Below are 22,486 nucleotides of genomic sequence, written 5' to 3'. Positions count from 1 at the left end.
CAGTGCCGCCAGCCCGCCACCCGCCGGACGGAGTCCGGCACGCCGCCAGAGGCGGCCGACGAACACAGCCCGGACGGCTGGGAAGCCAACCACGCGGCCCTGGCACACCTGGCGGAACACCGGATCCCCTGAACACCCTGAACCGCGCACGGTGCTTCGTGTCACGGCGTGGTCGACGCGGCCTGCGGTGTACGGCCCTCCTCGCCCGTGTCGTCGTCGGGGGTGTCCGCGAAGGTGAGGTCCGCCGGCGTCAGGGGGGCGGCGGCGGGCAGGTGGGGCCGTGGACGTGCGGTGGGCGGGTCGGCGCCCATGCGCTCACAGGTGAGCGCGGAGACGAGGACGGCGTCGTCCACCGCAGTCGCGAGTTCGGCCGGGGTGGCCGCGGTGAGGGTCTGCGGGGTGTGCAGGCCGTGGCGGAGCAGGGCGCCGAGCAGCCCCGCGGTGAAGGCGTCGCCCGCCCCCACGGTGTCCACCACCGCGACCTTCCGGCCGGGCCGGCTGAGACGTCCCGCACGGGTGTGGAAGACGTGGGCGCCGGCCGCGCCGTCGGTGACGACGACGAGGAGCGCGCCGAGTTCCAGCCAGCGGGCGGCGATCCGCTCGATCGTGGTGTCCGGGTAGAGCCACTCGACGTCCTCGCGGCTGGCCTTGACGACGTGGGCGACGCCGATGCCGTGTTCGACGGCCTGTCTGCCGCGGGCCGGGTCGCCCAGCAGGGCGGGGCGGACGTTGGGGTCGTAGCTGATCAGCGCCGTACCGGCGGCCCGCAGCCGCTGGACGGCGGAGTGGATGTGCTCGCCGCCCGGCGGTGTCCAGGACGCGACCGAGCCGAAGTGCAGTACGGCGGTGCCGGACGGTACACGGGCGGTCTCCGCCGCTGTCCACTGCCAGTCCGCGGTGCCTTCCCGGTAGAAGTCGTAACTCGCCCGCCCCTCCGTGTCCATGGAGACCACGGCCAGCGTCGTCGGTTCGACGGCGGCCGGGGAGCAGGTCAGGTCGACGCCCTCGGCGGCGGCATGGGCGTGCAGCATCCGGCCGAAGGCGTTGCCGGCCAGCCGCGCCATGAGGGCGGTGCGGTGCCCCAGCCGGGCGAGGCCGACGGCGACGTTGAACGGGCTGCCGCCGGGCCGGGCGCGGTAGTCGCCGGGTGCGTCGAGCTGGACCATGTCTATCAGGGCTTCGCCGATCACGGTCACGGCCGGGGACCGCTGCCCCGTAGCCTGCGTCGTTTCAGTCATGTCGGGGTTCTCCGGCTGTGATCTCGCCGGATCCCCGCTCGATGAGCCGGGTCGGCACGGTGACGGTACGGGTGGGTGACTGGTCGCCGTCCAGCCTGCTGAAGAGCATCTCGGCCGCTGTCCTGCCCATCTGCTCGATGTCCTGGGCGATGACGGAGATCCCCGGGGTGAGGATGTCCGCCAGGGGGAAGTCGTCGAAGCCCATGTGGGCGACGGTGTTCTGCAGGCCGAGGGCGCGCAGTGCGCGGACGGCTCCTATGGTGACCAGGTTCTGGCTGGTGAAGAGTGCCGTGGGCGGGTCGGGCAGCGACAGGATCTGCTCGGTCGCGGCGATGGCGGCCTCCTCGCTCGCCCCTGTGTGGCGGACGATCTCGTCGTCGAACGGGATGTGCGCGAGTTCTAGGGCGTGCCGGTAGCCGTCGAACCGCTGGGCGGCGGTGGGGATGGAGGCACTGTCACCGAGGTAGGCGATCCGGCGGTGGCCGTTTTTCAGCAGGTGGTCGGTCGCGGTGATGGCGCCGCGCCGGTTGTCGGAGACGACGGCGTCCGCGTCGAGCAGGCCGGCCTCGCGGTCGACGAAGACCACGCAGGTGCCGGAGCGCTGCTCGCTGATCAGGTAGCTGTGGTCGCGCCCCGCCGGGACGATCACCAGCCCGTCCACCCGCCGGTCGACGAGCGCCCGGGCCAGCTCCCGTTCGCGGGCCGGATCCTCGTCCAGGCTGCCGATCAGCACCAGCACTCCGCGCTCCCGTGCCACGTTCTCGACGGTGCGGGTCAGGGCCGCCGAGAAGGGGTTCGCGGCGTCCTCGACGAGCATGCCGATGGTGGCCGTGCGGCCGTCACCGCGGCGCAGGCTGCTCGCGGTCAGGTTGGGCCGGTAGCCCAGTTGGTCGGCGGCCTCGCGCACTCTGGCGACGATCACCGGATCGACGGTGGGGACGCCGTTGACCACACGCGAAACCGTCTTGATCGCCACGCCTGCCAGCGCAGCCACCTCACGCATGGTGGGGCGGCTCCGGTGCGACGGTGGGGGCGGTTCGCCCTGAGTCATCGTTGTCTCCAAGTCGTTCAGCGTTACCGTCTCGTTGCGGATGCATGTCTACCAGCGCCTTGACGCGCTCGTCCATGGGGGCCCACTATCCCGTTCAGTCAACGTTGTCTCGGCGTCGGCCAGGACGGTTTCGAAAGGCTTCCGCATGAAGATCTCAAGAGTCCAGACCTCGACCGCCCTGCGGACTCGGCGCACCACGGCGGCGATCGGCGTCACCGTGTGCCTCACGGCCGCACTCGGCGCGTGCGGTTCGTCGAACGGGTCCTCCGGCGACTCCGCCTCCGGCGGCGGCAAGATCGGGGTGTCCCTCATCCTGAAGACGCTCACCAACCCGTACTTCGTGAGCATGCAGAAGGACGCCAAGAGCCAGGCGGCCAAGGACAACGTGAACCTCACCGTGGCGGCGGGCAGTTCGGACGGCGACACCCAGACCCAGATCACCGCGATCGACAACGCCGTCTCCCGCGGCGACAAGGGCATCCTGATCACCACCAACGGCGACGCGGTGAACGCCGCGCTGAACCGTGCCAAGCAGGCCGGCCTGTTCGTGATCGCCCTGGACACCGCGCCGAACCCGGCGAGCGTCGCCGACATCACCTACGCCACCGACAACGAGCAGGCGGGCAAGCTCGACGGCCAGTACGCCGCGGCCGCGCTGGACGGCAAGCCGGCGGTCATCGCCATGCTCGACCTGTTCAACAACCAGGTCGTCTCCGTCGACGTCAACCGCGACCACGGCTTCCTCGAGGGCATGGGCATCGACCCGGGCAGCAAGACGGAGAACGGCAAGGAGGCCAAGTCCGGCAAGTACACGGGCGGCAAGGGCGGCACGTACACCGTCGTCTGCCACCAGCCCACGCAGGGCGCCGTCGACGGCGGACGCACCGCGATGGAGAACTGTCTGTCCTCCAACCCGAACATCAACGTCGTCTACGCGATCAACGAGCCCGCCGCCGAGGGTGCGTACAACGCGCTGAAGGCCGCCGGCAAGGAGAAGAACGTGGCGATCTACGCGATCGACGGCAGCTGCTCGGGCCTGAAGAACGTCACCAGCGGCAAGTTCACCGCCGACGCCGTCCAGTACCCGGGCAAGATGGCCGCCCTGGGCGTCAGCTCGATCGCCAAGCTGGCCCGCGGCGGCAGCAAGCCCAGCGTGACCAACGGCAAGGCGTTCTACGACACCGGCACCGCCCTGGTCGCCGGCAAGGCCCTCGACGGGGTGACCGTCCAGTCGCCGACCCAGGCCGCTTCCGCCTGCTGGGGCAGCTGACCGAGGCCGTACCCGCGGTGCGCCGCCGATCCCCGAACCCGGCGGCGCACCGGGTCCCGCTCACCCGGCGGGAGCCCACCGCACTTCCGACGGCTCGGACCAACAGGACAGTAAAGGACGCCCTGTGACCACCCAAGCGGACAGCAAGTCCCCATCAGCGCCGGCCGAGGATTTCCTCAACCGGCCCGCCACCCCCGCCCAGCGCATCCACTCGGTGCTGCACCGTCAGCCCGCGCTCAGCCCGGCCATCGTGCTGGTCCTCGCCGCAGTGGTGTTCTCCCTCGTCAACGACCGCTTCTTCCAGCTGCAGAACCTCTCGCTGGTCACCCAGCAGGTCGCCGTGATCGGTTCGCTCGCCGTCGGCCAGACGGTGATCGTCCTCACCGCCGGCATCGACCTGTCGATCGGCGCGGTCATGGTCCTCGCCTCGCTGGTGATGACGAAGCTGTTCGCGGACAACCACGTGCCGGGCGTGCTGGCTCTCCTCGCCGGCGTGGCCGTGGCCATCGCCGCCCAGGCCGTCAACGGCCTGCTGGTGACGCGGGTCAAACTGCCCCCCTTCATCGTCACCCTCGGCACCCTCAGCATCTTCACGGCGATCACCCTCATCTACGCCAAGGGCCAGACCCTGCAACTGCAGCCGGGCAACCTCCTCATGTGGAGCGGAAACACCGTCGCCCTCGGGCAGCTGAACCTGACCACGGGCGTCCTCCTCATGATCGCCCTGTACGCGGTCGTCGGCTACGCGCTGCGCTACACCGCCTGGGGGCGCCACCTGTACGCGGTGGGCGACGATGCCGAAGCGGCCCGGCTGGCGGGCATATCCGTCAACCGGGTGCTGGTCAGCGCCTACATGGTGGCGGGCTTCACGGTCGCCGTGGCCGCCTGGATCCTCATCGGAAGGGTCGGCGGCGGTGACCCCAACAGCGGTCTCAACGCCAACCTTCAGTCCATCACCGCCGTGGTGATCGGCGGCACCAGTCTGTTCGGCGGGCGCGGTGTGGTCTTCGGCTCGCTGATCGGCGCGCTGATCGTCCAGGTCTTCGTCAACGGCCTCGCGCTGGCCGGCATCGACCCGAACTACCAAGTCCTCGCAGTCGGCGTCCTCGTGATCCTGGCTGTCTCCGTCGACCAGTGGATCCGGAGTGTGAAGTCGTGACGACCCCCACCGCAACCGCACCCGTCCTGCAGGCCAAGGGCCTGGTCAAGGTCTTCGGCAGGGTCGTCGGCCTGGCCGACGTCGACCTCACCCTCCACGCCGGCGAGGTCCTGGCGGTCATCGGCGACAACGGCGCCGGCAAGTCGACGCTGATCAAGTGCCTTTCCGGGGCACTCGTCCCGGACCGGGGCAGCATCCTCGTCAACGGCGAGGAGGTCCACTTCAAGGGGCCGCAGGACGCCCGTGACAACGGGATCGAGACGGTCTACCAGACCCTCGCCGTGGCCCCGGCCCTGGACATCGCCAGCAACCTCTTCCTCGCCCGCGAGATCCGGCGCAAGGGCGTGCTCGGCTCGGTGTTCCGGATGCTGGACACCGGCGAGATGCGGAAGCAGGCCGCCGACCACATGAAGCGGCTGGGCATCAGCACCCTGCAGAACATCAACCAGGCGGTGGAGACGCTCTCCGGAGGCCAGCGGCAGTCCGTGGCGGTGGCCCGGGCGGGCGCGTTCGGCGGCCGTGTGGTGATCCTCGACGAGCCGACCGCCGCCCTCGGCGTCCGGGAGACCGGCCAGGTGCTGAAGCTTGTCCGCGATCTGCGCGACCAGGGCCTCGGAGTCATTCTCATCAGCCACAACATGCCCAACGTCTTCGAGGTCGCCGACCGTATCCACATCCAGCGGCTCGGCGCCTGCGCGGGAGTCATCACCCCGCAGTCGCACTCGATGGAGGACGCGGTGGCCATCATGACGGGGGCGAAGAAGCTCGCCCCGGAAGCCGGCTGAGGGCCCGGGGTGGCCGCCGGGTACCGGATCACCGAGGGCCGTCTCGGCGGCGAACCCACCGTGTCCGTCTCCGCACCGGACGGGTCGGTGCACGCCGTCCTGGCCCTGCGCGGAGCGACCCTGCTGAGCTGGCGGACAAGGCGCGCAGCGGCGGCCGGCGCTCCGCTCACGGACCTGACGGACGGGTACCGCGACGAGGCGGAGCTGTTGGCGCAGGACGGTGTCCGGGCCGGGCTGATGGCGCCGTTCTGCAACCGGGTCGCCGACGGCCGCTACCGCTTCCGCGGGCGCGAGCACGATCTGCTGCCCGGCCGCCGCGGGGACCGCACGATCTACCACGGCTTCGCCCGCGAGGCCCCGTTCGAACTCGTCGGCTCCACCACGACGGCCGACTCGGCACGGCTGCTGCTGCGCACGACGGCCATCAGGCCGGGCCGGTATCCCGGCTACCCGTTCGCCATCGACGTGGAGGCGGAGTTCACCGTCGGCGGCCACGAGCTGGCGATCGAGGTACGCGCGGCGAACACGGGCGACGCCACCGCCCCCTACGCGGCCGGCTGGCATCCCTACTTCACCCTGTCGCGGCCCCTCGACGACCTGAGCCTGCACATCCCCGCCCGCACCCTGGTCCGCACCGACGCCGCCCTCCTCCCGCCGCCCGGCGATGCCGCCTTCCTCCCCCTCGACCGGTGCCCCGGCATGGACTTCCGGGTGCCGAGACCGCTGGGCGACGCCGTCATCGACGCCTGTTTCGCGGACCTGTCCCCCGGGCCCGACGGCCGCGCCGAGACGGTGCTCAGCGATCCGGCGACCGGTGAGGAGCTGCGGGTGTGGCAGTACGGCGGGTACATGCACGTCTTCACCGGAGACACCCTGGCGCGGGACCGGCGGGCCTCCATCGCTCTGGAACCCGTCGAGGCGATGACCGACGCCTTCAACCGGCCCGAGCACGCCGCCGCCCTGTCCCTGGAGCCGGGCGGCCGGCGCCGGTTCCGCTTCGGTGTCAGGTACGCGCCGGCGCCGGCGCACGTCGGGGAACACCGGGCGGCTCGGAATCCTTGAGAGTTCGGGCCCGAAGGGGCTCTTGCGCCGTCGGGGGACAATGGAAGGTGGTCCACTCCACCGGTGGCGCCATCCGAACCGTACGAGGAGGACGAGACATGGCGGAGCCCACGCCGCGTCGGAACGAACCGCGGCTACGCCCCGCGCCCCTGCTCTTCGAGCCGGCGGAGGCGGCCGGCGATCCGGAGCACTTCTTCGACCTGGAGTCGTTCGACGACCCGGGGGCGCTGCTGACGCGCGCGACGGAGCTGACGGTGGCGTTCCGGGCGGCCGCCGACCGGGCGGTGGAGTTCCAGGCCATGGCGGCCGCGCAGCTCGCCGATCCACGCCGGTTCGACCGGCTGACCCCCGCGGACATCGCCGAGCGGGCCGAGTGGACCGAGGACTACGCGAAGAAGATGATCGAGTTCGGCCGCGATCTGCTGCGGGGCGACGCGGAGGGCCGGGGGACCGCCGACCCCGTGTAGGGCGTGTTTCGCCCTGGACCCCTGACAGGCACCAGGCCCCCGGGGCTCTTCCACGCGGTGGCGCGCGGGCGCGGGGGCATATGCCAAGTGCGCGGGCACGATACCCGGTGCTTCCGTCCCCCGTGCCCTTTTTCCGCAACCCTCGGGAATCGTACGCTCACAGCCGGTAGACCTGTTCGGTATGAGCAGCGCATGTGTCACCGCGGACGGCGCCGTCTGGCTGGCCTCCGCCGGAACGTATCCGCGCAGCACCCTCGCCTTCTGGGACGAGCGGCCGCACGCCCCGGTCGTCCTGCCCTGCGGCTCCGTGTTCGACATCGTCAGCGCGCCCGGGATGTTCGGACGGCTCATGCTGGACCTGCTGTGGGGTGACGGGCCGGGCTCGGGGCCGGTGGCCGCCTTCCGGGGGCGGATGCTGCTGTTCGCCGCGCCCGGCACGGCCCAGCGGCTGCCCTCGCTGCTGGAGTGGGAGGCGTGGAGCGCCCACGGCCGGCCGGACGGCCGTACGGGATCCGTGCCGCCGCTGCTCTGCCACGGCACGGGGGACGCGGTCACCGTGCCCGCGCTCACCCCGGACCGGGACGGCGGATCCACCCGCTGGGTGGTCGCCCCGGACACCCGGCACCCCTGGCTCCCGGGCCCCGAGATCCTGCTCTGGGCGGCGGTGCGGGCGGGTCGCGCGGAGGCGTCGATATCGATTTTTCCCCCGGCCGACCAGGATGCTAAGGTCTACGACGTCAGCAGGCGCCGCTAGCTCAGTTGGTTAGAGCAGCTGACTCTTAATCAGCGGGTCCGGGGTTCGAGTCCCTGGCGGCGCACCGACAGCAAAGGCCTCTCGCAGAAGCGAGGGGCCTTTCGCACATCCCCGCGCACCCCGTATGCCCGCCCCCGCGCACCCCCTACTTCCGCGGGGCCGGTGGGGTGATCTGCACCGTCCACGCGCCCGAGGCCGTGCGGCTCACCGCCTCCACCCGCACCCCGTCGCCCGGCACCGTGAACGTCTCGCCGAGGGCGACGGGCGCGTCGGCGAGGGGCGGGTAGACGGAGGACTCCCAGCAGGCCTCGGTGTGCGGGTGGGCGTCGATCACCTCGACCGGGCCGCGGCCGGACTGGGCGTCGCCGCTGATGCGGTAGACGAGGATGCCGGAGCGGCAGGCGGCACGGTCGTTGCCGATCGGGCCGCGCGCCTCGAAGGCGAGCGCGCTGCCGGCGCCGGTGCGGACGACGGCGAGTTTGGTGCCGTGGCCCAGACCGAACGCCGGGGAGCCGGAGGCGCGGGTGACGGGTACGCCGGGACCGGCGCCGAGGGGCTCCAGGGTGAGCCGGGTCGGTCCCGGGCCCCGTACGCACACCACCTGGCGGGGGTCCAGCCAGCCCAGCTTCCACTTGTGCCAGGCGAAGAGGTCGGGGGCGAGGCCGAACTGGCTGCCCATCAGGTCCCAGTCGCCGACGTAGGTGTCCCAGTCGCCCTTGCCGTCGACCGGGCGGTGGTAGAGATCGGGCAGGTCGAAGACATGGCCGGTCTCGTGGGCGAGGACGAGCCGGTCCGGGGGGTGCTTCTCGAAGACGGTGACCACACGGCGGATGTCCGTGCCGTCGGCGCGCAGGGGCACGTCGAGGTTGACGACCTTGGTGGCGTCCGAGTCCACACCGGGCGCGTCCGGGTCGGCGACGAAGTAGACGATGTCGTAGCGGGAGAAGTCGACCCGGCCGTCGGCGGCGGCGAGCGCGTCACGCAGGTAGGCGGCGCGGCGGTCGGCGTTCCAGTCGCGCTGTATGCGGTAGGCGGTGGACGGCTTCGGCATCCGGATCCAGCGTTGCAGGGGATGCGCGCGCAGGGCGAACCTGCCGTAGGAGGCCCGCCGGAAGAAGCGGCTGGTCGTCGGGAAGTGGTCGGCGGCCAGTTCGGCGGGGGAGGCCATGGGGGCCGAGTCCGGGAAGGACAGGAAGACCATCACCGCGTCGAGGCCGCGGGTGGGCCGCGGGTAGGCGGTGTTCCAGGTGTCGAGGCCCTCGGAGTGGTGGGCGCCGGTGCGTGTCAGGGCGCAGGGCGCGGTGGAGAAGGGTTCGGCGACCGAGGGGCCGGCGGAGAGGGAGATCGCGGCGAGTGCCGACAGGGTGGTGCAGACGGCCGTGGTGCTGCGCAGTCGGGAGTGCGGGAACAGTCGCGGCAGCACTGCAGACCTCCGGGTGGCGGTTGACGGGGCACCGCCACCCAGCCTCCGGGAATTTGTCGTACTACGCCCTGTTTGTCTGCCCCAGAAGAGTGAGGCGAGAGAAAGCGGGCATCAATCCCGACACCCCCGGAATTCTCACGGAACGTCACAAGCGGTCGGGGGCCCGCAGAACCGGTCCACCTGCGGGCAGAAACGATCTGTCAGAAGGGTGGGTCGTTCCTGGACACTGGGCAGTGGCTGCGCAACTCCGGGGGCAGCATCTATGATCGGCACACTTTCCTGCCAGGACAGCGATCGAGTGCACTGCGGGAGCGAGCGGTGAGCGGAACGTCCGAAGGGCCGACGCCCGCGGCAGACCTCGACCGGTCCGCCGTCACAGAGAGTGATAGTCAGGCAGCTGCTTGTGCGGAAGGCCGGAAGGGGGCGAACCCCGCGGATCCCGTGGCCTACCGTTCCGTCTTCGCGGCGGCGCCCCTCGCCATGGCCCTCGTCGACCGCGAGGGCCTGGTCGTCGACGCCAACGAGGCGCTCGGCGAACTGCTCGGCGGCGCCGGTCCTTCCCTGGTCGGACGAGTCGCCGCCGATCTGCTGGACCTCGCGTCCGACGCCCGCACCTGGCACGCCTACCGCGAGGTGCTGCGCGGCCGGCAGGCGAAACTGCGCTGCACCCGGCGGCTGAAACACCCCGACGGCCGTACGCTCTGGGCGCAGGTCACCGTCTCCCCGCTGGACGACGACGCGCCCGGAGTCCTGCTGTCGGTCGCCGACATCAGCGCCCGGCACGACCTCCAGGCGCGGCTGCGGCACCTCCAGATGCACGACCCGGTGACCCGGCTGCCCAACCGCACCCTGTTCTTCGAGCGGGTGTCGGCCGCGCTGGAGGCCGAGGTCTACGAGCAGAGCGGAACCGGCCGGATCGGCCTGTGCTACCTCGACCTGGACGGCTTCAAGGCGGTCAACGACACCCTCGGTCACCGCGTCGGCGACCGGTTGCTCGCGGCCGTCGCCGAACGGCTGACCGAGTGCGCCAAGGAGGCCGGGCGCAACCGGCCGGGCGTGCCGCTGGTGGCCCGCCTCGGCGGGGACGAGTTCGCGCTGCTCGTGGAGGACTCCACCGGCACCGAACAGCTCGCGGACCTCGCCGAGTCGGTGCTGAAGGCGCTCCAGGCGCCGTTCGACCTGTCGGGGCAGCGGATGAACGTGTCCGCGTCCATCGGGGTCGTCGAGCGGCACGCGGCCGGGACCACCGCGACCGGTCTGATGCAGGCCGCCGACACCACGCTGTACTGGGCGAAGGTGGACGGCAAGGACCGCTGGACGCTGTTCGACCCGGAGCGCAACGCCCATCTGATGACCCGCCAGGCCCTCGCCTCCACCCTGCGGCCGGCCATCGAGCGCGGCGAGTTCCGCCTCGAGTACCAGCCGCTGGTCGGCATGTCGGACGGCCGGCTGCGCGGCGTCGAGGCGCTGGTGCGCTGGGACCACCCCCGGTTCGGCGCGCTGGCGCCGAATCGGTTCGTCGCACTGGCCGAGGAGGACGGCTCGATCGTCCCGCTCGGCCGGTGGATTCTGGCCACCGCCTGCCGCCAGGCCCGGCAGTGGCAGCTGGACAACCCGGACGACCCGCCGCTGTTCGTCAGCGTCAACGTGGCGGTCCGACAGGTGTGGGACTCCGACCTGGTGACGGACGTCGCCCAGATCCTCGCCGAGACCGGTCTGCCGCCGCGGCTGCTCCAGCTGGAGCTGACCGAGTCGGCCGTGATGGGCTCGGCGGGACGGCCGCTCCAGGCGCTGCAGGCGCTCAGCGACATGGGCGTGCACATCGCCATCGACGACTTCGGGACCGGCTACTCCAACCTCGCCTATCTGAGCCGGCTGCCGGTGTCGGTGCTGAAACTGGACGGGTCGTTCGTGCGCGGCTTCCAGTACGAGGGGACGGGCGCCGCGCCCAACCCGGCGGACGAGGTGGTCGTCGAGGCGATGATCGACCTCGCGCACCGGCTCGGGCTGACCGTGACCGCCGAGTGCGTGGAGACCGCCGCCCAGGCCACCCGGCTGCGCAGCATCGGCTGCGACACCGGGCAGGGGTGGCTGTACTCCCGTCCGGTGTCGCCGGATCGTATCTCCGAACTGATGGGCAGCGAGTCCTACGCGGTCGGCAACCCGTAGGCGTCGGCGACGAGTTCGTAGGAGCGCAGGCGCAGTTCGCCGCGGTGGGCGTGGCTGGTGAGCATCAGCTCGTCGGCGCCGGTGCGCTTGCGCAGGTCGTCGAGGCCGGTGCGGACCTCGTCGGCGGAGCCTTGGACGATGTTCGCCGTCCAGGAGTCGACGAACTCCCGCTCCAGCTCGCTGAAGACGTGCGCCTCCGCCTCCTCCGGGGAGGGGAAGAGGCCCGGGCGTCCGGTGCGCAGACGGACCATGTTCAGTCCCATGGCCAGGGTCTGCCGGCGTGCCTCGCGCTCGTCGTCGGTGGCCAGGACCGAGACGCCGATCAGGGCGTACGGCTCGGTGAGCACCTCGGAGGGGCGGAAGGACTCGCGGTAGAGGTCGAGGGCCGGGACGGTGTTCTGCGCGGAGAAGTGGTGCGCGAAGGCGAAGGGCAGGCCGAGCAGGCCGGCCAGCCGGGCGCTGAAGCCGGAGGAGCCGAGCAGCCAGACCGGCGGCCGGTGCGGGGACTGGACGCCCCCCGGCGCGGTCGCCTGGACCGGGCCGGGCACGGCGTGGATCCGGCCGTAGGGGTGGCCGTCGGGGAAGTCGTCGTCCAGGAAGCGGGTCAGCTCGGCGAGCTGCTCGGGGAAGTCGTCGGCGCCCTCGTGCAGGCGCTCGGAGCGGCGCAGGGCGGCGGCCGTCGCGCCGTCCGTACCCGGGGCGCGGCCGAGGCCCAGGTCGATCCGGCCCGGCGCGAGCGCTTCGAGCGTGCCGAACTGCTCGGCGATGACCAGCGGCGCGTGGTTGGGCAGCATGACACCGCCCGAGCCGAGCCGGATGCGGTCGGTGTGGGCGGCGAGGTGGGCGAGGATCACGGCGGGCGAGGAGGAGGCGACGCCCGGCATCGAGTGGTGCTCGGCGACCCAGTAGCGGTGGAAGCCGCGCGCCTCGGTGAGCCGGGCGAGGTCGACGCTGGTGCGCAGCGCGTCGGTGGCGGTGCGGCCGGAGCCGACGGTGACCAGGTCGAGGACGGAGAGGGGGGTGGGGGCGGTGCCGTGGGCTGTGCCGCGGATGCCGTCCGGTGCGCTCTCGTCTGCCGCCACGGGGTCCTCCTGCTGCTCGTGCTGCTCGGGCTTACGGTGTCCAGGACGCCGTAACAGGAGGGTGTCCCCGTTTATTCCCGGCGCCCGGTCCCGAACGGCTCAGGCCTGCACGATCGGCTCCCGGGTGAACAGAGCCCCGAGGCCCGGCGCATTGACCCTCCGGTTCGTGAGGCGCAGCGCCTCCCAGACGGTGACCTGGCCCGCGGTGAGGACCGGCTTGCCCAGCTCGCGTTCCAGGGCCGGCAGGTGCGCGACCGTGTGCAGGGCGGAGTCGGGCAGCAGAACGGCCTCGGCGCCGGGGGTGTCGGCGGCCCGGGCGAGCGTGAGCGCGTCCCCGCCGGCCTCCCGCGTGCCGCCGACGACCTCCAGGCCGCCCGCCGTCAGGAACTCCGTGGCCTCCGGGTGGGACGTGGCGACCGCGACCCGCCGTACGCCGAGCTCCCGCGCCGCGTGCACGAAGGCGAGGACCGTGGCGGAGGCGGGCATTCCGGCGATCGTGGCGAGTCCCCGCACCTGCTGCTGCACGGCGTCCCAGCCGCGGACGAACCCGTCCTCGCCGCCGGCCCACACAATCGCCTCGGCGCCCGCGAGCCGCAGCTGCTCGACCGCCTTCCCCAGCAGCTCGGGCGGATCCTCGGCGGGGTCCGCGAGGACGAGGTCCAGCCGGATGTCGCTGCCCAGGAGCTGTTCGATGCGCGGGTAGTCGTCCTCGGCCGAGTGGCCCGCGTGGAGGATTCCGAGTGCGGTCATGTCCAACCTTCCTGCTGCTCTTCTTCCGGAAGTACCCGGCTACCCAGCGGGCGCAGCAGACAGCCCCGCCCGTCACCTGGTCGGCGGTCCGTACGGGTGTGTTGACGGCGGTGGGTTCGGGTGCGAGCGTGATCAGCCCCGCCGCGAAAGGCACACGAAAGGCACCGGATGGCCGCCGTCCCCACCCTCCTCGTCCTGGACGCCGATCCCCTGCCGCGCCTCGGCCGCCTCACGGGCCGGGTCCGGGTGCTGCACGCCGACGACGCGACGCTCGCCGACCTGCTGCCGGCGGCCGACGTGCTGCTGGTGTGGGACTTCACCTCACGGGCGGTGCGCGCGGCCTGGCCGGGCGAGGGGCCGAGGCCGGCCTGGGTGCACACGGCGAGCGCGGGCGTGGACCATCTGCTGTGCCCGGAACTCGTCGCGTCCGACACGGTGGTGACGAACGCGCGGGGCGTCTTCGACGAGCCGGTCGCCGAGTACGTGGCCGCCCTGGTCCTGGCGATGGCGAAGGACCTGCCGCGCACCTGGGAGCTGCAGGGGCGGGGCGAGTGGCGGCACCGGGAGAGCCGGCGGGTGGCCGGCACCCGGGCCGTGGTCGTGGGGTCGGGTCCGATCGGCCGGGCGATCGCCCGCACCCTGAAGGCGCTCGGGGTGACCGCCGCGGTGGTCGGCAGTGTCCCGCGCACCGGTATCCACGGCCCCGACGACCTGGACCGGCTGCTCGCCCGCGCCGACTGGGTGATCGCGGCCGCCCCGCTCACCGAGCGGACGCGGGGCATGTTCGATCTGCGGCGGTTCGGGGTGATGCAGCCGTCGGCGTGTTTCGTGAACATCGGCCGGGGCGGACTGGTCGTCGAGGAGGCGCTCGTCCGGGCGCTGCGCAGCCGCTGGATCGCGGGGGCCGCCGTGGATGTCGTGGCCGCCGAACCGCTGCCGTCCGACAGTCCGTTGTGGCGGGTCCCTGGCCTGATCGTGTCCCCGCACATGAGCGGTGACGTGGTCGGGCGGCACGACGAGCTGAGCGCGCAGTTCGTGGACCTGTTCGAGCGGTGGGCGGCTGGCAGACCACTGAAGAACGTGGTCGACAAACAGCGCGGGTATGTTCCGGGGCGTTGACCTGCAACTTTCCCCCGACTGTGGGCGTCTGCGCACAGTCCCCTCACACGACGCACCCGCATAACCCGAATGGACGCGGGTAGCCGCGCGGCCATGGCTCCACCGAACAGACAACCCGGAAATCAGGACAATTCCACCCGTCACGATCCGGCCCGTCACACTCCCACCCGCCGGTCGCTGCTCGCGGGGGTGGCGGCGCTCGGCGCACTGGGGGCCGCGGGCTGTTCACGCGTGGCCACCGCGTCCACCACCGACGGCGGCGACCTGCTCGACCGGCTCCGGGCCGCCGGGGTCGTACGGCTCGGGATCGCGGGTGAGATCCCCTTCGGCTACATCGACACGGACGGACAGCTCACCGGTGAGGCGCCCGAGCTGGCGAAGACGATCTTCAAGCGGCTCGGGGTGGACAAGGTACAGCCCGTGCCCACCGAGTTCGGGTCGCTGATACCCGGACTGAACTCGCAGCAGTTCGACGTCGTGGCCGCCGGGATGTACGTCACCCCCGAGCGCTGCGCGCAGGTCCTGTTCGCCGACCCGGACTACCAGATGCTCGACTCGTTCGTCGTGGGCAAGGGCAACCCCAAGGGGCTGCACACCTACCGGGACGTGGTCGCGAAGAAGGCGAGGTTCGCCACCGGCACCGGGTACGCGCAGATCGAGCACGCCGTGGCGGCGGGCTACAAGGAGAGCGACATCCTGATCGTGCCCGACCAGGTCGCCGGCCTGAACGCCGTGGAGGCCGGGCGGGTCGACGTGTTCGCCGGTACGGCCGTCACCACCCGGGACGTGGTGAAGAAGTCCCCCAAGGCGGAGTCGACCAAGCCCTTCGCGCCCGTCATCGACGGCAAGCCGACCATCGACGGGGGCGCCTTCGCCTTCCGGCTCACCGAGACCCGGCTGCGGGACGCCTTCAACGCCGAGCTGCACAAGCTCAAGAAGAGCGGCGAACTGGCCCGGATCCTCCGGCCCTTCGGGTTCACGAAGGCCGAGATGACGGACCTGACCGCGAAGGAGCTCTGTCGCGGATGACCTCAGGACTCTGGGAACTCGTCCTCAAAGGCGTCTGGACGACCGTCCAGCTCCTCGTGTTCAGCGCCCTGCTGGGCGCCGCCGTCGCCTTCGTCGTGGGGATCGCACGCACCCACCGGCTGTGGATCGTCCGCTTCCTCGCGGGCTTCTACACCGAGGTGTTCCGCGGGACCTCGGCACTGGTGATGATCTTCTGGGTGTTCTTCGTGCTGCCGCCCGCCTTCGGCTGGCAGTTGGTGCCGATGTGGGCGGGCACCCTCGCGCTGGGCCTGACCTACGGGGCGTACGGCGCGGAGATCGTGCGCGGGGGTCTCGCCGCGGTGGACCCGGCGCAGAGGGAGGGCGGGGTCGCGCTCGGGTTCACGCCCGCCCAGCGGCTGCGCAAGATCCTGCTGCCGCAGGCGGTGCCGGAGATGATCCCGCCGTTCTCCAACCTGATCGTCGAACTGCTCAAGGGCACCGCGCTGGTGTCGGTCATGGGCATGGGCGACCTCGCCTTCAGCGGCAACCTGGTCCGTCTGGCGCTCCAGGAGAGCGCGGAGATCTACACGTACGTACTGCTCATCTACTTCGTCATCGCGTTCCTGCTCACGCGGGTGATGCGAGGGCTCGAGCACCGACTGAAGGCGGGTCTCCGATGAACTGGGACTGGAGTGCCGTACGCGACTTCATGCCGCTGTTCCGGGACGGGCTGTTCGTCACCCTCCAGGCGCTCGTCCTCGGGTCGCTGATCTCGTTCACCCTGGGGCTGGTGTGGGCGCTGCTGATGCGGACGCCCACACGGTGGGTGCAGTGGCCGGTCGGGATCGTCACCGAGTTCGTCCGCGACACCCCGCTGCTGGTGCAGCTGTTCTTCCTCTTCTACGTGCTGCCCGAGTGGGGGCTGACCTGGTCGGCGCTGACCACCGGAGTCGTGGCGATCGGGCTGCACTACTCGACGTACACGATGCAGGTCTACCGGGCCGGCATCGAGGCGGTGCCCGTCGGCCAGTGGGAGGCGGCGACCGCGCTGAACCTGCCGAGCGGCCGGACCTGGCGTGCGGTGATCCTGCCGCAGGCGGTCCGCCGGGTCGTGCCGGCGCTCGGCAACTACGTGATCGCGATGCTCAAGGACACACCGATGCTGATGGCGATCACCGTGCTGGACATGCTCGGCCGGGCGCGGCTCTTCTCCCAGCAGCACTTCCAGTTCACCGAGCCGCTGACGGTGATCGGCGTGGCCTTCGTCGTGATCTCGTACCTCGCCTCCCTTCTCCTGCGCACCCTGGAGCGTCGCCTTGTCCGTTGACACCACCCCGACCCTGAACAAGCAGCAGACCACCGAGCTGATCCGGCTGGAGCAGGTCACCAAGCGGTTCGGCGACAACACCGTCCTGGACCACCTCGACTTCTCCGTGGAGCCGGGCAAACACGTCACCCTCATCGGGCCCTCGGGTTCCGGCAAGACCACGATCCTGCGGCTGCTGATGACGCTGACCAGGCCCGACGAGGGCACCATCACGGTCGACGGGCAGCAGTTGTTCCCCGCGCCGGAGAAGCAGGTCCGCGAGGTACGCAAGAAGATCGGGATGGTGTTCCAGCAGTTCAACCTGTTCCCGAACATGAGCGTGCTCAGAAACCTCACCGAGGCCCCGGTCACCGTGCTCGGCCTGTCGAAGGACGAGGCGGAGGAGCGGGCGCGGGAGCTGCTGGACCTGGTGGGCCTGGCCGACAAGGCCGACGCGAAGCCGTCCCGGCTGTCGGGCGGGCAGCAGCAGCGGGTGGCGATCGCGCGGGCGCTGGCGATGCGGCCGCAGATCCTGCTGCTCGACGAGGTGACCTCCGCGCTGGACCCCGAGCTGGTCGCCGGCGTCCTCGACGTCCTCAGGGACATCGCCCGCTCCACCGACATCACGATGCTCTGTGTGACCCACGAGATGAACTTCGCCCGGGACATCTCCGATCAGGTACTGATGTTCGACGCCGGCCGGGTCGTGGAGTCGGGCCCGCCGGAGAAGATCTTCGGATCGCCGGCGGAGGAGCGGACCCGGGAATTCCTGAGCGCCGTGCTGTGAGGTGCCAGGTCGGGGCGGAGGACATCCGCCCCGGTCATGCCTCAGGCATATGCCAGAGTGTCAGCGCCGCAGCTGAGAGGATCGAGGCTGCAACAGATTCTCGTCAACAACTCCTCCCCAGGGCCCCCTTGGCCGCTATCGTGAAGGTGATTCGCCTTCCGCGTCACGGCCAGAGAGCGACCCCAGGGGGACCCAAGTGGCCTTGAAGCACGAGCCGACCGCGCCGTACCACTCGGCCCAGGACGCCCTGCGCGTCCTGGAGACGGTGACCCGGCACCCCGCGGGTGTCACCGACGCCGAGCTCGCCCGCCAGACCGGCCTGGGAGCGGAGCGCCTCGCTCCGCTCCTGCGCATGCTGCGCCGCGAGGGGTACGTCGAGCAGGTCGCCGACGGCGCGTACGTCACCGGGGACGCCCTGACCCGCCTCGGCTCCGCCCAGGAACACCAGCAGGCGCTGCGCGACCAGCTCCAGCGGACCCTGGACCGGCTGCGCGACTCGATCGGCGCGGCCGTCTACGTCAGCCGGTACGTCGACGGCGAGGTCACCATCGCCCAGTACGCCGCGGGCCCCGCCACCCCGGCCGTCCACGAGTGGTTCGACTTCCGCTCCTCGGCCCACGCCACCGCACTCGGCAAGAGCCTGCTCGGCCAGCTCGACCACAACGGCCGGCGCGAACCACCTCTCCCGGCACAGGATGACCCGCCTCACCTCGCGCACCATCACCAGCGACCGGCTGCTGCTCTCCCGCCTGGAGTCCCAGCCGCCCACGGTCCCCCACCTCGACCTCCAGGAGTACGCGGTGGGCACGGTCTGCGCGGCCGTCCCGATCACCGCCGGCTCCTCGGTCGGCTGCCTCGCCCTCTCCCTGCCGGTCGCCCACGCCCACCGCCTGCGCCAGGCCGCCGACGCCCTGAACAGGAACGCGGCCCCGGTACTGCTCTCCCTGGCGATCTAGGGCGTGGCGAAACGTGGTCGGAAGCACCCCTCGCGACCGGGTACTATTTTCTTCGTCGCCGGCCGCCGTAGAGCGGGAGGCGAGGGTCATGCGCCGCTAGCTCAGTTGGTTAGAGCAGCTGACTCTTAATCAGCGGGTCCGGGGTTCGAGTCCCTGGCGGCGCACGATGACGATGGCGGCTCGTGTTCGCGGAAAGCGCGAACGGGAGCCGCCATCGTCGTGTCCGCGCTCCGGCGCCCACACCCCCGTCAGGAAGGATCCTTCGCGGATACGAGGGGCCCTTCGGCGTCCTCCGCGGAGAGTCTGCGGTACGCGTCCTCCCCCGGCGGCCGCCACCACACCGGGTCCGCGCACCGCACGCCCTCCTTCCTGAGCAGCGCCCGGTGGATCTTGTTCGTGGCGGTGACGGGCATCCGCTCGAGGACCCGCACGAACCGGGGCGCCATCTTCGTCCCCAGATCCGGCTGGGCGCGCAGGAACGCGGCGAACCCGGCCGGCTCGAAGTCGCCGGCGAGCGCCGCCATCACCTGGTCCCCGGTCACCGGATCCGGCACCGCGTAGACGGCGACGGCGCGCGCGCCCTCGTAGCGGGCGAGGATGTTCTCGATCATCGCGGCGGCCAGGTTCTCGCCGTCGACGCGGAGGCGGTCGTCGGTCCGGCCCGCGAAGTAGAGGTGGCTGTCGGAATCGCGGTAGAAGAGGTCGCCGGTCCAGTACAGGCCGTCCCTGCGCCGCTCGGCCTCCGCCCCGGGGTTGCGCCAGTACCCCTCGAAGGGGTTGGGCCCGCGGTTGACCAGTTCCCCGATCGCCTCGTCCCCGTTGAGCAGCCGCCCCGCGGCGTCCAGCACGGCCGGCGGGCACTCCTTCCCCGTCTCCGGGTCGAGCACGGCGAGCCCGGGCCCCGCCCGGCCCACCGCGCCCGCCGGTGTCCCCGGCGTCCACTGCACGGCCGCGCCGCCCTCGGAGGAGCCGTACCCCTCCACCAGCCGCACCCCGAACCGGCGCTCGAAGGCCGCCGCGTCCACCACGCCCGCCTCGGTCCCGAAGCCCAGCCGCAGTGCGTGGTCCCGGTCGTCCGGGCCGGGCTCGGTGGCCAGCAGGTACTGGATCGCCCGGCCGACATAGGTGAAGTACGTCGCCCGGTAGCGCCGTACGTCCGGCAGGAAGCCGGAGGCGGAGAACCGCCGCCGCAGCGCCACGCCCGCCCCGGCCGCCAGCGCGGGCGCCCAGTCGGCGATCACGGCGTTGCCGTGGAACATCGGCATGCAGACGTAGTGCACGTCGTCCGGCGTCACGGAGAACTGTGCCGCCAGGGACCGTCCCGCGGCGGCCAGCCTGCCCTGGGTGCAGATCGCGGCCTTGGGGGCGCCGGTCGAGCCGGAGGTGAAGTAGAGCAGGAGCCGGTCGGCGGGGGCGGCCCGGGACGGGTCGGGGCGGGCGTCCGCGTACGGCGCGAGGAGGGCGTCGTACTCCTCGGTGCCCGTCACCAGGACACGGACTCCGGGGAGGCCGAGGCCGGCGAGGAGAGGGAGATGGGTGTGCTCGGTGATCAGCAGCCCGCACTCGGTGTGCAGGATGTCCCGGGCCAGTTCCGGGCCCCGGCGGGTGTGGTTGATCCCGGCGACCGCCGCCCCGGCCAGCGCGGCGGCGGACAGCCACAGCGGGAACTCCGGGGTGTTGTCCAGCAGCACCCCGAGGTGCGGCGGGGCGCCCGGCGGCAGCAGGTCGGCGAGGAGCGCGGCTCGGGCGGCGGCCCCTGCCGCGACCTCGTGGTGGCTGAGGACCGGCTTCCCGGGGTCCTCGCTCCACAGCCCCGGCCGGTGGTCGCCCCAGCGCCGCGCGACGAGTTCGGCGACGGACTCCATGAGCGCGAACGGTAGTTGACGGACCGTCAGATTACTACGGCGCGACGAGGCCGAAGACGGCGAGGACGGGTGGCCTCAGCCCGCGCCGTCGCGTCCGGGACACCACCGCCGCGGCGGTCCGCCGCTCCGGGCCTCACTTGGATTCGATCCGCCCCATGGGGGCGGCGCTCTCCGACAACGCCTTCCGCGCCGCCGTCCAGCCGGCATCCTCGATGCCCAGCGCGTGGCGGAGGTAGGCCCACGTGACCCGCTGGATCAGGGCGACGCGCTCGGGGTTCTCGTCCGTCGTCTCCCGGACCTCGTAGCCGGCGATCCCGCCGAGCGAGTGTTCCGCCCCGAACAGAGTGAGCAGGCTCTTGGCACCCGGGCTCAGGAAGTACGGGTCGGCGAGCCACTCCGGTCCCCGGACGGACAGCGGCGAATCGTCCTTGTCCCCGGCGACCACGAGGGCCGGCGTGGTCATGTTCGCGAAGTCCGGGTTCATGAACGGGAAGTGCTCGGCCGCGAACGGTGTCAGGTCGGCGCCGCCCCTGCCGGCCGTGGCGAGCAGCAGTCCCGCCTTGATCCGCGTGTCGGACAGGTCCTCTTCCTCCCTGCTCACCGGATCGAGGACGCGCAGGCCCAGCAGATTGCCCGCCGTCTGACCGCCGAAGGAGTGTCCGGCCGCGGCGATGCGGCTCCGGTCGAGGCGACCGCCGAGACCGGGAACGGCGGCTTCCAGCAGATCGAGCCGGTCGAGGACGCGCTTCATGTCCTGGACGCGGAGACGCCAGAGCCGCGGCGTGCGGGGATCGCCCCGGGGAAGGCCCACGGTCCTGGAGTCGAGATGGGTGGGCTGGATCACCACGAAGCCGTGAGCGGCCCAGAAGTCGGCCAGCGGGCCGTAACCGTTCATCGACGAGCCGAAGCCGTGCGAGAAGACGATGACCGGCAGTTCGCTCCCGGTCACCGGCGCGGAGATCCTCACCTCCAGGCCCGCACCACGGCCCGGCGCTTCCAGCACCACCGGCTTCACCGAGACGATGGGGGCGGGGGCGGGGATGGGCATGTCCGTGGCCGCCGTGTCCGACGCAGTCATGGGAAGGTCCTCTTTCGTATTTCCGACGGGGAAGCCGCCGGACAAGCCGGTCATGGTCTCGCCCTTCGCCTCTGCGGAGGGGGTGAGCCGGCACGGGATACGCTAAAACCTGACACTGACGTCAGAGGCAAGAAGTGTTGTCCGGCTCACATCGGAGAGGCCGAATGCGCATCGGCGAGCTCGCCACCAGGACAGGTGCCAGCGTCCGGGCGCTGCGCTACTACGAGGAACAGCACCTGCTCGCCGCGGAACGCAGCCCCAGCGGCCAGCGGCACTATCCGGAGGGCGCGGTCGACCGTGTCCGGCTGATCCGGCAGTTGTACGCCGCCGGACTGCCGAGCAAGTCGATCGCGGATCTGCTGCCGTGCGTCGTGAACGGTGAGGCCACCCCGGAGCTGCTCGACCGCCTGTCGGCCGAACGGGATCGCATCGACAGCCAGATCGGCGAAATGGTGAGCGCCCGGAACAGGCTGGACACCGTCATCGCCGCGGCCACCGCGAACTGGCGAACAGGGCAACACTGCCGGCCCCGGTGATGCGGAGGTCCTGGCCCGGCACGCTGATCAAGGGGTCGCTACGGCATGACCTCGTCCGCGGCGGAGAACGCCACCTCGGCGGTGACCATGAAGACGACGCAGAAGGCGAGCACCACCCCCAGGAAGGCCAGCAGGCAGCCCGACTCGGCGAGGAGCCGCCCGGGCGCCGGGGGCCTGGCCGTGGCCTGTTCGGGCCGGTCGGCCGGGTAGAACACGGTGACGATGTCGCCCTCCAGGACGGTCCCCGGCCCGTTCTCCTCCTCGAAGCGGACCGCGGCGCCCTCGCGGGTGGTGAACTCGTAGACGTGGTGCAGGGTCGTCGTCACCCGGTGGTGCTCACCGCCGCTGGTCCCGGTCGTGGTGTACGTCCGCAGACAGCGCGCCTCGGCGGTGAGACCGCTGCCCCAGGCCCGGCTGACCCGGCGGGAACGGCTGATCACCGTGTACATCGCGAAGAGGATTCCCACGATCATGATCGACGGGACGATGAGGAAGAAGATGTCCATGCGTTCCCCCGAAGCGCCTTCCACGCCGGCCCGGTCGGCCGGCGTGGAAGGAACGTACCCGGCACGCATGCCGGATCTCCTCAAGGAAGGCTCAGAAATCACCGGAAGGCGACTCCACCGGATGACGTCGGAA

At 71.6% G+C, this 22,486-nt stretch carries 21 protein-coding genes, 2 tRNA genes and 1 pseudogene; 16 read left to right on the top strand and 8 right to left on the bottom strand.

Translation table 11 applies throughout. The features are described 5' to 3' along the window. Positions 1–161: 161 nt before the first annotated feature. Together ABT057_RS17535 and ABT057_RS17530 are read right to left on the bottom strand one after the other, a co-directional pair. Positions 162–1,238 carry a carbohydrate kinase family protein gene (locus ABT057_RS17535; protein WP_352343930.1) on the bottom strand — a complete coding sequence of 359 codons (1,077 nt, stop codon included), beginning with the start codon at positions 1,236–1,238 and terminating at the stop codon, positions 162–164. Further along, a complete protein-coding gene (locus tag ABT057_RS17530; protein ID WP_352343929.1) occupies positions 1,231–2,289 on the bottom strand; it encodes a LacI family DNA-binding transcriptional regulator in 1,059 nt (352 codons plus the stop codon). Before ABT057_RS17530 ends, ABT057_RS17535 begins: the two co-directional genes overlap by 8 nt. Positions 2,290–2,434: 145 nt before the next feature. Here ABT057_RS17530 and ABT057_RS17525 point away from each other — a divergent pair, with 145 nt between their 5' ends. From ABT057_RS17525 to ABT057_RS17495, 7 genes are all read left to right on the top strand, one after another. Next, positions 2,435–3,559, top strand: coding sequence for a substrate-binding domain-containing protein (locus tag ABT057_RS17525; RefSeq protein WP_352343928.1), 1,125 nt, complete (start codon positions 2,435–2,437; stop codon positions 3,557–3,559). Between the two features lie 124 nt (positions 3,560–3,683). Then, positions 3,684–4,718 carry an ABC transporter permease gene (locus tag ABT057_RS17520; protein WP_352343927.1) on the top strand — a complete coding sequence of 345 codons (1,035 nt, stop codon included), beginning with the start codon at positions 3,684–3,686 and terminating at the stop codon, positions 4,716–4,718. After that, positions 4,715–5,503 carry an ATP-binding cassette domain-containing protein gene (locus ABT057_RS17515; RefSeq protein WP_352343926.1) on the top strand — a complete coding sequence of 263 codons (789 nt, stop codon included), beginning with the start codon at positions 4,715–4,717 and terminating at the stop codon, positions 5,501–5,503. Before ABT057_RS17520 ends, ABT057_RS17515 begins: the two co-directional genes overlap by 4 nt. A 9-nt stretch (positions 5,504–5,512) precedes the next feature. Then, positions 5,513–6,565, top strand: a complete 1,053-nt coding sequence (locus ABT057_RS17510) for an aldose 1-epimerase (RefSeq protein WP_352343925.1) — start codon at positions 5,513–5,515, stop codon at positions 6,563–6,565. A 98-nt stretch (positions 6,566–6,663) separates the two neighbouring features. Further along, positions 6,664–7,032, top strand: a complete 369-nt coding sequence (locus ABT057_RS17505; RefSeq protein WP_352343924.1) for a DUF8844 domain-containing protein — start codon at positions 6,664–6,666, stop codon at positions 7,030–7,032. A gap of 181 nt (positions 7,033–7,213) precedes the next feature. Continuing rightward, positions 7,214–7,786: a bifunctional DNA primase/polymerase gene (locus ABT057_RS17500; RefSeq protein WP_352343923.1), complete on the top strand. Its 573-nt coding sequence runs from the start codon at positions 7,214–7,216 to the stop codon at positions 7,784–7,786. Continuing rightward, a tRNA-Lys gene (locus tag ABT057_RS17495) sits at positions 7,777–7,850 on the top strand. The genes ABT057_RS17500 and ABT057_RS17495 overlap by 10 nt, the downstream gene beginning before the upstream one ends. 81 nt (positions 7,851–7,931) lie before the next feature. On the opposite strand, the gene ABT057_RS17490 is transcribed toward ABT057_RS17495, so the two are convergent. After that, positions 7,932–9,206 carry a M6 family metalloprotease domain-containing protein gene (locus tag ABT057_RS17490; protein ID WP_352343958.1) on the bottom strand — a complete coding sequence of 425 codons (1,275 nt, stop codon included), beginning with the start codon at positions 9,204–9,206 and terminating at the stop codon, positions 7,932–7,934. 321 nt (positions 9,207–9,527) lie between these two features. On the opposite strand from ABT057_RS17490, the gene ABT057_RS17485 reads away from it, so the two are divergent. Further along, entirely contained in the window at positions 9,528–11,378 is a 1,851-nt protein-coding gene (locus ABT057_RS17485; protein ID WP_352343922.1) for a putative bifunctional diguanylate cyclase/phosphodiesterase, read from the top strand. Here the strand turns inward: ABT057_RS17485 and ABT057_RS17480 are convergent. Continuing rightward, the gene (locus tag ABT057_RS17480) at positions 11,357–12,460 is read right to left on the bottom strand and encodes an LLM class flavin-dependent oxidoreductase (RefSeq protein ID WP_352343921.1); all 1,104 of its coding nucleotides are present in this window, start codon (positions 12,458–12,460) and stop codon (positions 11,357–11,359) included. The two genes, ABT057_RS17485 and ABT057_RS17480, sit on opposite strands and share 22 nt — an antisense overlap. A 99-nt stretch (positions 12,461–12,559) precedes the next feature. Then, positions 12,560–13,210, bottom strand: coding sequence for an aspartate racemase/maleate isomerase family protein (locus ABT057_RS17475; RefSeq protein WP_352343920.1), 651 nt, complete (start codon positions 13,208–13,210; stop codon positions 12,560–12,562). A gap of 168 nt (positions 13,211–13,378) precedes the next feature. Between ABT057_RS17475 and ABT057_RS17470 the strand changes: the two genes are divergently transcribed. The 7 genes and pseudogenes from ABT057_RS17470 to ABT057_RS17440 all read left to right on the top strand — a co-directional run bounded on the left by ABT057_RS17470 (position 13,379) and on the right by ABT057_RS17440 (position 18,532). Then, complete coding sequence (locus tag ABT057_RS17470) at positions 13,379–14,329, top strand: D-2-hydroxyacid dehydrogenase (protein WP_352343919.1); 951 nt, start codon at positions 13,379–13,381, stop codon at positions 14,327–14,329. Positions 14,330–14,422: 93 nt separating this feature from the next. Then, the gene (gene ehuB / locus ABT057_RS17465) at positions 14,423–15,358 is read left to right on the top strand and encodes an ectoine/hydroxyectoine ABC transporter substrate-binding protein EhuB (protein ID WP_502973932.1); all 936 of its coding nucleotides are present in this window, start codon (positions 14,423–14,425) and stop codon (positions 15,356–15,358) included. Then, positions 15,355–15,999: an ectoine/hydroxyectoine ABC transporter permease subunit EhuC gene (gene ehuC, locus ABT057_RS17460; RefSeq protein WP_352343918.1), complete on the top strand. Its 645-nt coding sequence runs from the start codon at positions 15,355–15,357 to the stop codon at positions 15,997–15,999. Before ehuB ends, ehuC begins: the two co-directional genes overlap by 4 nt. Next, positions 15,996–16,646, top strand: a complete 651-nt coding sequence (gene ehuD, locus ABT057_RS17455) for an ectoine/hydroxyectoine ABC transporter permease subunit EhuD (RefSeq protein WP_352343917.1) — start codon at positions 15,996–15,998, stop codon at positions 16,644–16,646. The genes ehuC and ehuD overlap by 4 nt, the downstream gene beginning before the upstream one ends. After that, entirely contained in the window at positions 16,636–17,412 is a 777-nt protein-coding gene (gene ehuA / locus ABT057_RS17450) for an ectoine/hydroxyectoine ABC transporter ATP-binding protein EhuA (RefSeq protein WP_352343916.1), read from the top strand. Before ehuD ends, ehuA begins: the two co-directional genes overlap by 11 nt. Positions 17,413–17,608: 196 nt before the next feature. Beyond that, a pseudogene (locus tag ABT057_RS17445) lies at positions 17,609–18,368 on the top strand (IclR family transcriptional regulator). Positions 18,369–18,458: 90 nt separating this feature from the next. Continuing rightward, a tRNA-Lys gene (locus ABT057_RS17440) sits at positions 18,459–18,532 on the top strand. Between the two features lie 84 nt (positions 18,533–18,616). Here the strand turns inward: ABT057_RS17440 and ABT057_RS17435 are convergent. Further along, positions 18,617–20,233, bottom strand: coding sequence for an AMP-binding protein (locus ABT057_RS17435; protein ID WP_352343915.1), 1,617 nt, complete (start codon positions 20,231–20,233; stop codon positions 18,617–18,619). Positions 20,234–20,366: 133 nt separating this feature from the next. Beyond that, positions 20,367–21,311, bottom strand: coding sequence for an alpha/beta hydrolase family protein (locus tag ABT057_RS17430; protein ID WP_352343914.1), 945 nt, complete (start codon positions 21,309–21,311; stop codon positions 20,367–20,369). Between the two features lie 164 nt (positions 21,312–21,475). Here ABT057_RS17430 and ABT057_RS17425 point away from each other — a divergent pair, with 164 nt between their 5' ends. After that, complete coding sequence (locus ABT057_RS17425; RefSeq protein WP_352343913.1) at positions 21,476–21,847, top strand: MerR family transcriptional regulator; 372 nt, start codon at positions 21,476–21,478, stop codon at positions 21,845–21,847. A 38-nt stretch (positions 21,848–21,885) separates the two neighbouring features. Here ABT057_RS17425 and ABT057_RS17420 read toward each other — a convergent pair whose 3' ends face one another. Further along, a complete protein-coding gene (locus ABT057_RS17420) occupies positions 21,886–22,353 on the bottom strand; it encodes a DUF3592 domain-containing protein (protein WP_352343956.1) in 468 nt (155 codons plus the stop codon). Positions 22,354–22,486: the final 133 nt, after the last annotated feature.

The organism is Streptomyces sp. NPDC002588 (genome assembly GCF_040295925.1).
GTDB lineage: Bacteria > Actinomycetota > Actinomycetes > Streptomycetales > Streptomycetaceae > Streptomyces.
The sequence above is the reverse complement of the archived record's forward strand: the minus strand, read 5'-3'. Positions and strand labels throughout refer to the sequence as shown.